The sequence below is a fragment of the Nocardioides bigeumensis genome, assembly GCF_039531755.1.
Lineage (GTDB): Bacteria > Actinomycetota > Actinomycetes > Propionibacteriales > Nocardioidaceae > Nocardioides > Nocardioides bigeumensis.
Genome location: NZ_BAAAQQ010000013.1, coordinates 261393 through 275216 on the forward strand (window position 1 = coordinate 261393; position 13824 = coordinate 275216).

At 70.5% G+C, this 13824-nt stretch carries 10 protein-coding genes; 5 read left to right on the forward strand and 5 right to left on the reverse strand.

What is annotated here, in order from left to right; genetic code table 11:
• Positions 1-3: 3 nt before the first annotated feature.
• The 5 genes from eno to ABD295_RS15590 all read right to left on the reverse strand — a co-directional run bounded on the left by eno (position 4) and on the right by ABD295_RS15590 (position 7743).
• A complete protein-coding gene (gene eno / locus ABD295_RS15570) occupies positions 4-1281 on the reverse strand; it encodes a phosphopyruvate hydratase (RefSeq protein WP_344304707.1) in 1278 nt (425 codons plus the stop codon).
• A gap of 586 nt (positions 1282-1867) precedes the next feature.
• Positions 1868-2605 (reverse strand): MazG nucleotide pyrophosphohydrolase domain-containing protein, encoded by a 738-nt coding sequence (locus ABD295_RS15575; protein WP_344304708.1) that lies wholly within the window; start codon positions 2603-2605, stop codon positions 1868-1870.
• 2 nt (positions 2606-2607) lie between these two features.
• Positions 2608-3291 carry a hypothetical protein gene (locus tag ABD295_RS15580; protein WP_344304709.1) on the reverse strand — a complete coding sequence of 228 codons (684 nt, stop codon included), beginning with the start codon at positions 3289-3291 and terminating at the stop codon, positions 2608-2610.
• A 13-nt stretch (positions 3292-3304) separates the two neighbouring features.
• Positions 3305-6922 carry a transcription-repair coupling factor gene (gene mfd, locus ABD295_RS15585; protein WP_344304710.1) on the reverse strand — a complete coding sequence of 1206 codons (3618 nt, stop codon included), beginning with the start codon at positions 6920-6922 and terminating at the stop codon, positions 3305-3307.
• A gap of 137 nt (positions 6923-7059) precedes the next feature.
• Positions 7060-7743 (reverse strand): class I SAM-dependent methyltransferase, encoded by a 684-nt coding sequence (locus ABD295_RS15590; protein ID WP_344304711.1) that lies wholly within the window; start codon positions 7741-7743, stop codon positions 7060-7062.
• A 147-nt stretch (positions 7744-7890) separates the two neighbouring features.
• Here ABD295_RS15590 and ABD295_RS15595 point away from each other — a divergent pair, with 147 nt between their 5' ends.
• From ABD295_RS15595 to ABD295_RS15615, 5 genes are all read left to right on the forward strand, one after another.
• Positions 7891-9693: a hypothetical protein gene (locus ABD295_RS15595; protein ID WP_344304712.1), complete on the forward strand. Its 1803-nt coding sequence runs from the start codon at positions 7891-7893 to the stop codon at positions 9691-9693.
• 108 nt (positions 9694-9801) lie between these two features.
• Positions 9802-11046: a nucleotide sugar dehydrogenase gene (locus tag ABD295_RS15600; RefSeq protein ID WP_344304713.1), complete on the forward strand. Its 1245-nt coding sequence runs from the start codon at positions 9802-9804 to the stop codon at positions 11044-11046.
• Positions 11043-11834, forward strand: a complete 792-nt coding sequence (locus tag ABD295_RS15605; protein WP_344304714.1) for a glycosyltransferase family 2 protein — start codon at positions 11043-11045, stop codon at positions 11832-11834. Before ABD295_RS15600 ends, ABD295_RS15605 begins: the two co-directional genes overlap by 4 nt.
• A 4-nt stretch (positions 11835-11838) precedes the next feature.
• The gene (locus ABD295_RS15610; RefSeq protein ID WP_344304715.1) at positions 11839-12870 is read left to right on the forward strand and encodes an NAD-dependent epimerase/dehydratase family protein; all 1032 of its coding nucleotides are present in this window, start codon (positions 11839-11841) and stop codon (positions 12868-12870) included.
• 497 nt (positions 12871-13367) lie between these two features.
• Positions 13368-13784 (forward strand): VOC family protein, encoded by a 417-nt coding sequence (locus ABD295_RS15615; RefSeq protein WP_344304716.1) that lies wholly within the window; start codon positions 13368-13370, stop codon positions 13782-13784.
• The last annotated feature ends 40 nt before the right edge of the window (positions 13785-13824 follow it).

Here is a 13824-nt window from a genome sequence, read left to right on the forward strand (position 1 = left end):
GCCTCAGGCCTTGAAACGCGGGAAGGCCGCGGCCCCGGCGTAGCGCGCGGCGTCGTCGAGGTCGTCCTCGATGCGCAGCAGCTGGTTGTACTTCGCCACCCGCTCCGAGCGCGCCGGGGCGCCGGTCTTGATCTGGCCGCAGTTCGTGGCCACCGCCAGGTCGGCGATGGTGGTGTCCTCGGTCTCGCCGGAGCGGTGGCTCATCATGCAGCGGAAGCCGTTGCGGTGGGCCAGGTCGACCGAGTCGAGGGTCTCGCTGAGCGAGCCGATCTGATTGACCTTCACGAGCAGGGCGTTGGCCTGGCCACCCGAGATGCCCCGCTGGAGGCGCTCGACGTTGGTGACGAAGAGGTCGTCGCCCACGATCTGGATCTTGCCGCCGAGCTCGTCGGTCATCGCCTTCCAGCCCGCCCAGTCGTCCTCGTCGAGGGGGTCCTCGATGGAGACGATGGGGTACGACGACACGAGGTCGGCGTAGTAGGCGATCATCTCGTCCGACGATTTCTTCTGGCCCTCGAAGGCGTACTTCTTCTTGTCGTGGAACTCCGACGCCGCGACGTCCATCGCGAGCGCGATGTCCTTGCCGAGCTTGAGGCCGGCCGCCTTGACGGCCTCGGCGATCAGGTCGAGCGCGGCCCGGTTGGAGGCCAGGTCGGGAGCGAAGCCGCCCTCGTCACCGAGCCCGGTGGCCAGGCCCTTCTTCTTCAGCACCGACTTGAGGGCGTGGTAGACCTCGGCGCCCTGGCGCAGCGCCTCGGCGAAGGTCTTGGCGCCGATCGGCGCGATCATGAACTCCTGGACGTCGACGTTCGAGTCGGCGTGCGAGCCGCCGTTGAGGATGTTCATCATCGGCACGGGCAGGACGTGGGCGTTGGGCCCGCCGACGTAGCGGTAGAGCGGGAGGTCGGCGCTGTCAGCGGCGGCCCGCGCCACCGCGAGCGAGACGCCGAGGATCGCGTTGGCGCCGAGCTTGGCCTTGTTGGGCGTGGCGTCCAGGTCGAACATCGCCTGGTCGACCAACCGCTGGTCGTCGGCCTCGAGCCCGAGGATGGCTGGGGCGATGGTGTCCACGACGCCCTTCACGGCCTTGGTGACGCCCTTGCCGAGGTAGCGCTTGCCGCCGTCGCGGAGCTCGACCGCCTCGAAGGCACCCGTGGACGCCCCGCTCGGCACCGCGGCCCGGGCGAACGATCCGTCGTCGAGGGCGACCTCGACCTCGACGGTGGGGTTGCCGCGCGAGTCGAGGATCTCGCGGGCGCCGACAGCTGCGATGGATGCCACGGGCTTGCTCCTTAGGGCGGGTGGGGCGGAAGGACGGGGCGCTCGCCAGCCTAGAGGGCGCGGGCAGGGTGTCCAGCCGGCAGTCGCGGGCCGGACTCGGGACTGACGGGAGGGCCATTTCGGCGCAATTGAACGGCTAGGGCCGTTGTGCGACGCCCACGGCGGCCACAACCGCGCAATTGAACGATTACGGCCCTCGTGAGAGCCCCGCGGCGGCCACAACCGCGCAATTGAACGATTACGGCCCTCGTGAGAGCCCCGCGGCGGCCACAACCGCGCAATTGAACGATTCCGGCCCTCGTGAGGTGACCGGGGGAGCCGACAGGTCGGTGACAGGTGCTCCCGCTTGGCTGGACTCTCGTTCATGCACGCGCGGAGAGCCGCTCGCTGCGCGAACGGCTGCGCGCCACTGGCGGGCGCCCCGCGCCGGAGGGACCCGCAGGTCCTGCTGGTGCCAGCGGGGGCGCTCCGAGGAGTCCGGGCCGAGGTCGGGACGACGACGACGCGGGAGGTCGGTGATGCGTGGTTCGATGGCCGCCGTGGACCGGCGTCTCGCCGGCCTGGTGCTCGAGGCCGTCCCCGCGGGCTAGATGAGCCGGCGGCGTACGGCGTCGCGCAGGGCCTGCTCGGGGTCGACGCCGTCGGCGTGCGCCTCGGCGACCAGGGCGAGGAGACGCTCACCCACGTCGTGCGACTGTGGTCTCGACTGTGGTCTCGACTGTGGTCTCGACTGATCGCTCGCTTCGCTCGCTGCTCGACCACCGGAGGCTGCTCGACCACCGGAGGCTGCTCGACCACCCGAGGCTGCTCGACCACCCGAGGCCGCTCGACCACCCGAGGCCGCTCGACCACCGGAGCGCTCGAGCCGGCCCAGCACCTTGTCGGCGTAGAGCAGCGCGGGCAGCCCGGGCGGCAGTCCGTCGGTCACGGACGCGCGCGGCTTCTCGGCCGCCTTCACCTGCTCCCACAGCTCGTTGACCGCGACCGGCCCGGACGCCTGCGCGTCGCCGAACACGTGCGGGTTGCGGCGGCGCAGCTTGGCGACGATGTCAGCGGCGACGTCGTCGAAGGTGAACGTGCCCGCCTCCTCCGCCACGACGGCGTGGAAGTAGACCTGCAGCAGCAGGTCGCCGAGCTCCTCGCGCAGGTGGGACCAGTCGCCGGTCGCCTCGCCGTCGTCGATCGCCTCAAGGGTCTCGTGGGTCTCCTCGACGAGGTAGCGGGCCAGCGACCGGTGCGTCTGCGCGGCCTTCCAGTCGCACTCGGCGCGCAGCTGCCGCATGACGTCGAGCAGCTCGGCCGCCGGGCCGGGCTCGGGCGTCACGGTCAGCCGCAGCGCTGCGACTCGGGCAGGCTGCGGGCGTACGCCGGGTCGAGCTCCTCCGCAGCACCCTGCAAGGCCAGGTCGCTGACCGCGAAGGAGGTGCTGGTGTCGCGCGTCTCGGGCTGCATCTCGACGAGCGCCAAGCCGTACTGCGGGTCGATCTCCGGCTCGTTCTTCGCCAACCAGATGTCGAGCGCGTCCTGCCCCTTGGCGAGGGCGTCGTCGGACGAGGCGTCGGTGATGCCGTCCTTCTCCAGCTCCAACCGGCCGACCAAGGTGAGCACGTCGGTGACGTAGTCGATGCTCCGCTCGAGCTCGACGCGCGCGTCAGCGGCGTCCTTCTCGAGGCTCGTCACCGTCTGCTCCAGGTTGGCCAGGGCCGCGGCGTACGTCACCGAGGGGGTGACGTCGTAGTCGTCGGCGAGCTGCTCCGCCGCCGCGGTCATGGACAGGGTCTGCACGACGTTGCTGGTGATGATGCTCATCGGGATCGCCGTGCCCTCGCCCTCGAGCTGACGCTCGTAGGCCTTGCAGTAACCCTCGGCGATGCGGTTGACCTCGCTGACCGTGATGGTCTGGTCGCCCACCTGGGCGGCGACGCCGGGCTGGGCCCCGCCGCAGGCGGACAGGAGTCCGGTGGCCGACAGGGCCACGACGATCGCGAGCTGCTTCACGCGGGGTGTCACGGGGTGTTCTCCTTCATCGCGGGTCGATGACGGCATCGATGACCTGGCGGGCCCATTCAAGCAGGGCGATCCCCATGATCGGCTTCCCCCCGATCACGGCGGTCTGCGGACGGGGCACCAGGATCGTGTCGACCTGGGTCTTGACCACCGCGCCGGGGTGCAGCCGTTTGAGCCGGACCGCCGCCGAGTCCGGCAGCGACACCGGCGCGAAGCGGACGTGCTTGCCCGCGATGGTGACCTCGCGGACGCCCGCCTGTCGGGCCCGGGCCCGGAACCGGGCGACCAGGAGGAGCGAGGTGACCTCGATCGGCGGTGGGCCGTAGCGGTCCTGGAGCTCCTCGGCCAGCAGGTCGACGTCCTCGTCGGCGCGCACCTCGGCGAGCCGCTTGTACATCTCCAGGCGCAGCCGCTCGGAGCCGATGTAGCCGTGCGGGAGGTGGGCGTCGACGGGCAGCTCGATGCGCACCTCGCCGAGCTCGACCTCCTGCTCGCCGCCGGAGCGGAACTCCTGGACAGCCTCGCCGACGAGGCGGACGTAGAGGTCGAAGCCGACGTCGGCGATGTGACCGGACTGCTCGCCGCCGAGCAGGTTGCCGGCGCCGCGGATCTCGAGGTCCTTCATCGCGATCGCCATGCCGCCACCGAGGTCGGAGTGCTGGGCCAGGGTGGCCAGCCGCTCGTGGGCGGTCTCGGTCATCGGCTTCTCGGCGGGGTAGAGGAAGTAGCCGTAGGCCCGCTCACGGGACCGGCCGACCCGGCCACGCAGCTGGTGGAGCTGGGAGAGGCCGAGCATGTCGGCGCGCTCGATGACCATCGTGTTGGCGTTGGAGACGTCGAGGCCGGACTCGACGATCGTCGTGCAGACCAGCACGTCGAAGCGCTTCTCCCAGAAGTCGACCATCACCTGCTCGAGCTGGTGCTCCCCCATCTGGCCGTGGCCGACCCCCACCCGCGCCTCCGGCACCAGCTCGCGGATCCGGGCCGCCGCCCGCTCGATGCTCTGCACGCGGTTGTGGATGTAGAACACCTGGCCCTCGCGCAGCAGCTCGCGCCGGATCGCGGCCACCACCTGGCGGTCCTCGTAGGCACCGACGTAGGTCAGCACGGGGTGTCGCTCCTCGGGCGGCGTCGTGATCGTCGACATCTCGCGGATGCCGGTGATCGCCATCTCCAGGGTGCGCGGGATCGGGGTCGCCGACATGGACAGCACGTCGACCGAGGTGCGCAACCGCTTCATCTGCTCCTTGTGCTCGACGCCGAATCGCTGCTCCTCGTCGACCACGATGAGGCCGAGGTCCTTGACGCGGACGTCGGGGTTGAGCAGCCGGTGGGTGCCGATGACGATGTCGACGCTGCCGTCGGCGAGGCCGGCCATGACCTCCTTGGCCTCCGCGTCGGACTGGAAGCGGCTCAGCCCCTTGATGGTGACCGGGAAGGCGCTCATCCGCTCGGTGAACGTCGAGAAGTGCTGCTGCACCAGCAGGGTGGTCGGCACCAGGACGGCCACCTGCTTGCCGTCCTGCACCGCCTTGAACGCGGCGCGCACCGCGATCTCGGTCTTGCCGTAGCCGACGTCGCCGCAGACCAGCCGGTCCATCGGCACGACCTGGCGCATGTCGGCCTTGACCTCCTCGACCGTGCTGAGCTGGTCGGGGGTCTCGGTGAAGGGGAACGCGTCCTCGAGCTCGCGCTGCCAGGGCGTGTCCGGCCCGAACGCGAAGCCCTTGGTCGCCTGGCGGGCGGCGTAGAGCTTGATCAGCTCGGCCGCGATCTCGCGCACCGCGCGCTTGGCCCGGCTCTTGCGCTTGCCCCAGTCGGCGCCGCCGAGACGGTCCAGGCTCGGTTGCTCGCCGCCGACGTAGCGGGTCACCTGGTCGAGCGTGTCGGCCGGCACGAAGAGCCGATCGGGCGGTCCGCCGCGCTTGCTGGCGCCGTACTCCAGCACGAGGTACTCGCGGGTGTGGCCGGCGACCTCCCGCTGCTTCATCTCCACGAAGCGGCCCACGCCGTGCTGCTCGTGGACGACGTAGTCGCCGGCCTTGAGCTCGAGCGGGTCGATCTGCCTCTTGCGCCGGGCCGGCATCTTGCGCATGTCGCGCGTCGAGGCCGACTGTCCGGACAGGTCGTCACCGGTCAGCAGCACCAGCCGCGCGGTGTCGTCGACGAAGCCGTGCTCGAGCGCCGCGCAGGTCACGCTCACGACGAGCGGATCGAGCTCCTCGAGGTCCTGCGGCTCGACCAGCCGGGCGGCGACGTCGTGCTCCCCCAGCGCCTCCACCATCCGCTGCGCCGGGCCGTGCCCGGGGTGCACGACGGCGACGCGGTAGCCGTCGCCCAGCCAGCGGCGTACGTCCTCGATGGCGGCGCCGACGTCGCCGCGGTACTCCGGCGCGGGCTTGGCCGGCAGCACCCGGACCGGGACGGCGCCCGACTCCACGTCGACGCCGGCGTCGACCACCTCGCCGAGCTCGTCGCGCAAGAGGACCCGCTGGGTCTCGTGACGACCGTGACCGGCCTCCTCGACCACGGAGGGATCGTCGATGCCGAAGGGGCTGACGGACCACCATGCGAGCCCGCGCGCGAGCGCGTGGTGGCGCACGTCGGCGATCGCTCGGTACGACGCGGAGCCGAGGTCGACCGGAGCCACCCCGCCGCCGGCCGCGGCCGCCCACGACGCACCGAGGAACTCCTCGCTGGTGGCGACCAGGTCGTGGGCTCGGGAGCGGGCCCGCTCGGGATCGAGGACCAGCACGTGCGCGTCGTCCGGGAGCAGGTCGACCAGCAGCTCCATGTCGTCGACCAGGGCAGGAGCCAACGACTCCATGCCTTCGACGGCGATGCCGGCGGCGAGCTTGTCGGTCAGCTCGACCAGCTGGGGGTGGGCGCGGCCGAGCTCCGCGGCGCGGGCACGGATCTCGTCGGTCAGCAGCAGCTCCCGGCAGGGAGGCGCCCACAGGCGCTCGACGGGCTCGAGGGTGCGCTGGTCGGCCACGGCGAAGGCGCGGATTTCCTCGACCTCGTCACCCCAGAACTCCACCCGCAACGGGTGCTCCTCGGTCGGCGGGAAGACGTCGACGATGCCGCCACGCACGGCGAACTCGCCGCGCTTCTCGACCAGGTCGACCCGGGAGTACGCCGCGTCGGCCAGCCGGCGGACGACGTCCTCCAGCGCCAGCGTGTCGCCGAGGGAGAGCTCGACGGGCTCGAGGTCGCCCAGTCCCTTCACCTGCGGCTGGAGGATCGACCGCACCGGGGCGACCACGACCTTGAGTGGCCCGTTGGTCGTGTCGGTGCCGGGATGGCACAGGCGCCGGAGCACGGCGAGCCGGCGGCCCACGGTGTCGCTGCGCGGGCTCAGCCGCTCGTGCGGCAGCGTCTCCCAGCTGGGGTAGTAGGCCACCAGGTTGGGATCGACGAGCACGCCCAGCGCCTCGACGAGGTCCTCGGCCTCACGGTTGGTGGCCGTGACGGCCAGCACGGTGCGCCCGGCGTCGACCAGGCCCCGCACGACGAAGGGCCGCAGCCCCGCCGGCCCCGTCAGGTCGAGCGCGGTCTCGACCGCGGCGTCACCGAGCGCGCCGGCCAGGGTCGGCTCGGCCAGGACGGCGGTGGTCAGACCGTCGAGCGTCACGTGATCACTCCAAGGGGCGCGCAAGGTGGGGTGGGCAGGGAGGGCACAGCACGAGAGCCCCCTGTCCGTCAGGACAGGGGGTGGTGAACGCCTCCGAGTCTAGGCGGTGCCGCCGACAGGACCCGCGGGGCGACCCATCACGGGGCCACCACCGGCTTGGCCACGAGGAAGGCCTGCGCGCCCAGCACCCGCCACGCCAGCGGGACCTTGAGGTAGAGCCGCACGAGTCCCGCACCGCTGGGGAGCCGGCTCTTGGTGGTGTAGGGCAGGAAGCGCGGGATGTTGAGCTCGACGTCGAAGCCCGTGGCGTGGAAGGCCTCGACCAGCGCGCGGTCGTCCACCGGCGTGATGTGGTCGAAGAACATCCAGTAGTCCTTGCCGCAGTAGCGGACGTTGGGCTGGAGCACGAGCAGCCGCCCGTCGGGACGCAGCACCCGGCGTACCTCGTCGAGGGTGGAGACGATCACCTCACGGGGCACGTGCTCGAAGAAGTTGCTGATGAAGACCCGGTCGACCGAGGCGTCCGGGAGCATGTCCATCGCGTCGCTCCGGCACACGTGCGCCTCGACCCCAGAGGCCGCGCGGGTCACCACGTCGGGGTTGAGGTCGACCGCGATGCGTCGGGCCGCCCTGATGTTGTTGACGAACTCGCAGTGACCGGCGGCAACGTCGAGCACCGTGGAGTCGGCCGGCACCCAGCGGGAGAAGAAGTCGTCGCAGAGGACGCGCCAGAGGTCCGTGCGCTGCCCCTCCACCGACTCGAAGCGGTGCGCGTACAGACGACGAAGCCCCGCCCCCGGGTCGTCCGACCGCTCGATCACCGCGACAGCCTAAGTGACGATGGCGGCTCGACCGTGTGCGGCCGCCTACACTCCCGCCACATCCCGACCGCGCGATCCGGCGCGACCGCACACGAGGAGTGATCGGCCATCATCACCAGCGCGCCTCCACCTGGGACGGCGGCTCGCGTGCGCGCCCTCGTGCCCCTGCTGCCGTGGCTGGCCGCGACCGCGCTGTTCGGGATGCGGATCGGCCCGCGTCAGCCGTTCGCGGGCATCGACGGGTCCTGGATGACCGTGCTCAACGGCGCGCTCGGACCCTTGCGCCACGGTGACGACGTCGTCTTCAACTACGGGCCCTACACGTTCCTCCAGGTGCCCCAGATCGTCGACCGGAGTCAGTTCGTCCTCGGGATGGTCGCCTTGACGGTGGTCGTCCTGTGGACGTGGACGGTGTGTCATCTCGCGTTCCGGCAGTGCACCGGCCGCACCGCGTCCGCCGCGGCAGCGACGGTGACCGCCATCGTGGCCGCGACGCAGGGCGCGGCGACGGCCGCCGTCGGCGCCGCCGCCGGCACCATCCTGCTGACGCTGTCGCGTCCCCGAAGCCCTGACTGGCGTCCCGTGCTCCTGGTTCCTCCTGTCCTGTGGGGACTGGCCGGCGCGCTGGTCGTGCAGGTCAAGCTCTCGGACGGCGTCGCCTTCACCGCCCTGGCCCTGGTGGCCTCCCTGGCCGCCCGGCGGCCGCTCCTGATCCTGCTCGATGCCGCCGTCACCTTGCTCTCGTTCGGCGCGGGAACGGTGCTGTGGTGGCTGCTTGCCGGGCAGGAGGTCGGTGACCTCCGTGCGTGGTTCGCCTACGGTGTCGACATCGTCGCCGGCTACGGCGATGCGATGAGCTCCGAGGTCCCGCCCTACCTGCTCGGCTACCTCGCGGCGGGCATCGTGGTGGTGATCTCCCTGGTGACCGTCCTGCGCAGGCGCGCTGTCCAGTCGCGCACGGAGCTCCTCGGCTGGATCCTCGTCTTCGGCGTGACCCTCGGCTACGGCGTGAAGTCCGGCTTCACCCGGCACGACGTGCACGAGCTCACGTTCTTCGTCGTCGCCTTGATCCTCCTCGCGGTCGCCGCCGGCCTCACCGGCCTGTCACGCACTGCAGTGACGGGCGCGGTCGTGTGCCTGCTGATGGTCTTCCCCGGCTTCGAGAGCATCGATCCCGGACCCGCCCGGGACCGGTGGCGCGCCGACGTCGAGGTGGCGCTCCGCCACGACTACGCGGCTGGCCTGCTCGAGGCGACGAGGCTCGAGATGCAGACGACGTACGCCGTCCCGCAGGCCATGCTCGACGCCATCGGCTCCGCACCGGTCACCATCGACCCCCACGAGGCCACGGTGGCGTGGGCCTACTCCCTCACCTACCGACCGGTGCCGGTCTTCCAGAACTACGCCGTGGTGACAGAGCGGCTCGACCGCCTCAACGCCCGGGCCATCAAGTCCGCGAGCGACGACCGCTACATCCTCCGCATCGACACCCCGGGGTTCGACGGCCGCAACGCGATCTGGGAGAGCGCGCACTACAAGCAGGCAGTGGCCTGCAACTTCGCGCGCCTCCAGCGCGAAGGCATCTGGAGCCTGCTCGGCAAGGTGGACTCCCGCTGCGGGCGCGTGACCGTCGAGGGCACCCAGCGGGTGTCAGCGGGCGAGGCGCTCGAGATCCCGCCCGCGGCGGACGGCACCATCGTGACCGCGAGCTTCCGGCCAGACGACGGGTCCCTCCTCGCGCGGCTCGGGCACCTCCTGATGAAGGACTACACCCCACTCCGCGCCACGGTCGACGGCCAGGACTTCAAGGTGCTGGCACATCCGGCCACCGGCCCGTTGATGCTGTCGTTCCCCGAGGTGGACGAGGGCGCCTTCGACCCGTTCACCTACAGCGAGGTGAGCTTCAGCGAGCCCGGCACCGTGACTTTCGCGACGGTCAAGCTCCGCTGAGCACCACGGCTCCTGGCCGAGGGCTCGACCGCTCGAGGGGCCACCTTAGACTCGTCCGCGACGAGCGGCGCCGGACCTGGGGCCGCGTGTGCAGATCCGGGGACCCGCGTGACTGACCAACCAGCCTCGATCACCAGCGACGGCGGGGTGATCGGCGAAGACGACGTCACCTACGACGTCGTCGTGGTCGGCGGGTGCGGGCACGTCGGCCTGCCGCTCGCGATCGCGTTCGCCTCGCGCGGCACCCGCGTCGGCATCTACGACATCAACGACGCTGCCGTGAAGCAGGTGATGTCCGGCGAGCTGCCCTTCCGTGAGGAGGGCGCGGAGCCCCTGCTGCGCACCGCCATCGACGAGGGACGCCTGCACGCGAGCACCGACGCCGCGATCCTGAGCCGCGCCGAGGTGGTGATCGTGGTGATCGGGACCCCCGTCGACGAGCACCTCAACCCGGACCCCCACGCCGTCACCAAGGCCCTGCGCGACGCAGTCCACCACCTGCGTGACGGGCAGCTCCTCGTGCTCCGCAGCACCCTGTACCCCGGAGTCACCCGCCGGGTACAGGCGATGCTCGCCAAGGAGGGGCTGACGGTCGACCTGGCGTTCTGTCCCGAGCGCATCGCCGAGGGCAAGGCGATGGAGGAGCTCTTCTCCCTTCCGCAGATCGTGTCGGCCACCGGCCGGCAAGGACGCGAGCGGGCCGCTGCACTGTTCCGCACGCTCACCTCCCACATCATCGAGCTCGAGCCCGACGAGGCAGAGCTGGCCAAGCTGTTCACCAACACCTGGCGCTACCTCAAGTTCGCGGCGGCCAACCAGTTCTACGTGATGGCCAACGACCACGGCCTCGACTACGCCCGCATCCGCGAGGCCGTCATCAAGGACTACCCGCGGGCAGCAGACCTGCCCGGCGCCGGCTTCGCGGCCGGCCCCTGCCTGTTCAAGGACACGATGCAGCTGGCCGCGTTCTCCGACAACTCCTTCGTCCTCGGCCACTCCGCCATGCTGGTGAACGAGGGGCTGCCGCTCTACCTCGTCTCGAGGCTCGAGGAGCGCTTCGACCTTGCCGACACCACGGTCGGGATCCTCGGGATGGCGTTCAAGGGCGAGAGCGACGACATCCGCTCGAGCCTGTCCTACAAGCTCAAGCGGATCTTGGAGTTCCACGCGGGCGAGGTGCTGTGCACCGACCCCTACGTCACCGTCGACGAGGGGTTGCTGCCGCTGGACACGGTGCTCGAGCGTTCCGACGTGCTCATCATCGGCGCGCCCCACAAGGCGTACCGGTCGCTGGACCCCCAGGGCCCTGTGGTCGACGTGTGGAACCTCCTCGGCCAGGGCACCCGCGTATGACGCCGACGGCCGCCCCGGACGGCGGACACTGGCTGATCTCGATCGTCGTGCCGGCGTACAACGAGGCGGAGGCGGTCCTGCCCGTGCTCGACCGCCTCTTCGACGGGGTCGAGTCGGCGTGCGAGGTGCTCGTGGTCGTCGACTTCGAGGAGGACACCACGCTGCCGGTGCTCCGCGAGTACTCCCAGCGGGAGCCTCGGCTGCGCGCGCTGGTCAGCACCTACGGTCGCGGACCGGCCAACGCGATCCGCTTCGGCATCGACGCGGCGGCCGGACAGGTGGTCGTGGTCACCATGGCCGACGGCAGCGACGACCCTCGGCAGATCGACGCGCTGGCCCGGCTCGTGGAGCGTGGGGTCGTCGTGGCGGCGGCGTCGCGCTACACCGCGGGAGGTCAGCAGGTCGGCGGACCGCTCTTCAAGAGCCTCCTGTCCCGCTCCGCCGGGCGCTCCCTCAAGATGCTCGCGCGGGTCGGCACGCACGACGCGACCAACAGCTTCAAGGCCTACTCCACCGAGTTCGTCCGCGAGGTCGGCATCGACAGCCGATCCGGGTTCGAGATCGGTCTCGAGCTGACCGCCAAGGCCCGCCGGCTGCGGCGGCCCGTGGCCGAGATCTCGACGATCTGGCTCGACCGGACCGTGGGTGAGTCCAACTTCGACCTCAAGCAGTGGATCCCTCGCTACCTGCGGTGGTACCGGTTCGCCTTCGGGCCGCAGCTGACCTTGGAGCAGGTACGCCGGGAGTCGGCGCGCATAGCCTCGCTCAACAACTCGACCGGGAAGTGACCAGATGACCCAGCAGAAGGTGCTCGTCTCCGGATCCGCCGGGTTCATCGGCGGCTACGTCGTCGAGGAGCTGCTCCGGCGCGGGCACGTCGTCGTCGGCATCGACAACTACTCCAAGTACGGCAAGGTCGTGAAGAGCTACGACGACCACCCCGACTACCACTTCGTCGAGGACGACGCCCGCAACGTCGACGTGATGAAGAAGCTGCTCGCCGACTGCGACCACTTCATCGCCGGGGCCGCCCTCATCGGCGGGATCTCCTACTTCCACGCCTATCCCTACGACCTGCTCGCCACCAACGAACGCATCATGGCCGCCCAGTGCGACGCCGCCATCGAGGCCCACCAGCACGGGCGGCTCCAGAAGGTCACCTACCTGTCCAGCTCGATGGTCTTCGAGTCGACGACCCACTGGCCGTCCAAGGAGGGCGACGAGCGACGGATCCCGCCTCCGTTGTCGTCGTACGGCTTCCAGAAGCTCGCCGTCGAGTACTACGCGAAGGCCGCCTGGGACCAGTACCAGCTGCCCTACACGATCGTGCGCCCCTTCAACTGCGTCGGCATCGGCGAGGGCCGGGCCCTCGGAGAGGTCGAGGTCGACTCCGGCAACGTCAAGCTCGCGATGAGCCACGTCGTCCCCGACCTGGTGCAGAAGGTCGTGAAGGGCCAGGACCCGCTGCACATCCTCGGCGCCGGCGACCAGGTCCGCCACTACACCTACGGCGGCGACCTCGCCCGCGGCATCGTCGAGTGCATGAGCCAGGACGCCGCGCACAACGACGACTTCAACATCTCGACGGCCGAGTCGACCACCGTGCGCGAGCTCGCCGAGGTGATCTGGCGCAAGATCAAGGGCGACGACGTGCCCCTGCGTCTCGTCAGCGACCCGGCCTACGAGCACGACGTCCAGAAGCGCGTCCCCGACATCACCAAGGCCCGGGAGGTCCTCGGCTTCGAGTGCGCCACCTCCCTGGACGACATGCTCGACGAGGTCATCCCGTGGGTCAGCCAGGCCGTCGCCGACGGTCGGCTCTGACCCTCATCGGCGACCGTCGTAGTCCGTTCGGGCTATGCCGCCACGAATGTCGGGTGAATCGCTGCGAATCGCCGGGATAAGCCTGCGGTGCCCGAGCGGTCTTCATCATGATGCTGCTCAGAGGAGGTGAGCAGGAGTCATGTGGGACACCGTCGAGAACGTGCCGGCCACGGCCACGCATCTGTCACACGATGCGCCGTGCAGGAGATGCGGCCATGGCACACACACGTTCCTCCCTTGTTCGGACACCTGCGACTGCCCACCCCCTGTCGAAAGGGGCTCGATTGCTGCGAGCTCCCCAGCGGGACGGTCGGGGTTGCTGGCCCTGACCTGAGTGCCGGCGTCCGGGCCTTGCTGACCCGGACCCGGCCCCCACCGCCGGCGTACGCGACGGTGGTCGTGCTCGGACCGTCCCCGCGCCGTCCGCGGGGACGGCCGCGTGCACGTGGCTGGAAATCGGTTTGCGGCGCGGGGGGATGCGAACCACGCTTCTGGACATGACCTCCGTCGTGTCCCACACCACCGTCGACTGCGCGAACGCCTACGAGCTCAGCGAGTGGTGGAAGTCCCTGCTCGGATACGTCGACGTCGACGGCGACCCCAACGAGCCTGGACACGAGGAGTGCATGATCCTCGACCCGGACACCGGCCACCACATCCTCTTCATCGAGATCCCCGACGCCGCCGAGTCCAAGCGGATCACCGGCAAGAACCGGCTGCACTTCGACCTTCGCCCGCGCGACGGCAGCCGCGACGAGGAGGTCGAACGGCTCCTGGGTATCGGCGCCACCCTGTATGCGGACCACCGCGGCATCTACGGGCCCGGCAGCGGGTGGGTCACGCTGGCCGACCCCGAGGGCAACGAGTTCTGCGTCCTGCGGTCGCAGGGGGAGGTCGACGCCCAGTCCTCGTAGCGGGTTTGCGTGGGTCTCAAGGCGTCCCGACCGTCAGAGC